This is a genomic window from Acidobacteriota bacterium (assembly GCA_030949985.1).
Taxonomy (GTDB): domain Bacteria; phylum Acidobacteriota; class Polarisedimenticolia; order J045; family J045; genus JALTMS01.
On sequence record JAUZRX010000065.1, the window covers coordinates 1 to 1,262 of the forward strand.

The 1,262-nt window shown below is 72.0% G+C and carries 2 protein-coding genes; both read right to left on the minus strand.

Annotated features, from left to right (window positions below):
* Positions 1–158: 158 nt before the first annotated feature.
* Positions 159–707, minus strand: coding sequence for a hypothetical protein (locus Q9Q40_13440; GenBank protein ID MDQ7008223.1), 549 nt, complete (start codon positions 705–707; stop codon positions 159–161).
* A gap of 25 nt (positions 708–732) precedes the next feature.
* Positions 733–1,262, minus strand: a 530-nt coding sequence (locus tag Q9Q40_13445; protein MDQ7008224.1) for a hypothetical protein, incomplete at its 5' end; no start/stop codon positions are given.

Consider the following 1,262-nt stretch of genomic DNA (forward strand, 5'->3'; position numbering starts at 1 on the left):
AAGGAGCGTTCCGACGAAGATCCGCGGCCCTCTCCGCTCGTCTCGCGGGAACCCCGTCTGACGACCGCTTACAGCCGCTCCACCTCCGGCGCCGCATGGCGGCCGGGGGACCGTCGATCACCGCGCCATCAGCAACACCCGCATCGTTCCTCCTGTCATCACGGACAGGCGCTCCCGCCGCGGGGGGCCCCGCCGCTGTCGCTGCCCTTCGTGCCTTCCTCGCCCAGGCGGTTTTCCGCCGTGACCAGATAGAAGAAACCACTCCCCGGTCCCGGCACGTCCGGATCCGTCGTCGTCGTGCCGGCCAGGTCCTCCTGCCAGCAGGTCCCGTACCCCCCGCCCGAAACCGCGGCGAGCGCGTCGCGGTACACGTCGTACACACCCACCGACTTCTCCGGGTCCCACACCAGCGTCGTGTCGTCCGTGAACCGCAGACCGGACACCTCGCCGGGTGGCGGGTACGCCCCCGCGAACGATCCGTCCATCCGGAACGACGCCGACGACAGACCCGCACGGACCACCGCCTCGCCGAGACTGTCGAGCGAGATCCGGTAGCTCGCCGAACTCGCCGTCACCCCGTCGTCCGGACGACCGCCCAGGTTGATCACGTGCTCGTCGAGCCGGTAGCTCGCGCTCTGCTGGGCCAACGGGGAGCCGATCCCCATGGCCGACAGCAGGATCGCCGCCATGAAAACGTGCCTTCGCATCGCTCGACCCTCCATCGCGTTCTGGTCAGCGCAGCATGAGCGCAACGCGAATCGTGCCCGTGCCCGCCTCCAGGGCGTCGATCGCCTTGCCGATCACCGTCCCCGGAGCGATCTCCAGGGCACGCATCGCGTGGCCCGGCGTCGGCGAACTGACCAGCAGGTCGCCGGGGCGGATCGCCCCGTAGCCGGCGTCGACCTTGAGCCTGGCGAAACCACCGGCCAGCACCGGCGCCTCCGGACCGGACGCGCCCTCCCGCGAGGGGCCTGCGGCGACGCCCACCACCGCGGGATCCGCGGCGAAACGGGCCCGCGCGAGCTTGCCTGCCTGGTCCGGGTCGAGGACCAGCAGGTCTCCCGCCTCGACCTGCGTGGCCACCAGCAGGACCATCACGCCGGAGGGAAGCTCTCCCGCATCCGTCCGGACCGGCTCCCGCTGCCGAGGAGGCGCGCCGGCCGCGATCGTGGCCGAGGAAGCGGGTGCCTCACCGCCGACCCGGCGGGCCGGTGCCTCGGCGGCGCCCGGTCCAGCCACATCATCTGTCGCCGCAGCGGAGT

Coding starts and splice junctions, on each gene's coding strand:
- Q9Q40_13440 (MDQ7008223.1), bottom strand. CDS start 707: ATGCGAAGGCACGTTTTCATGGCGGCGATCCTGCTGTCGGCCATGGGG.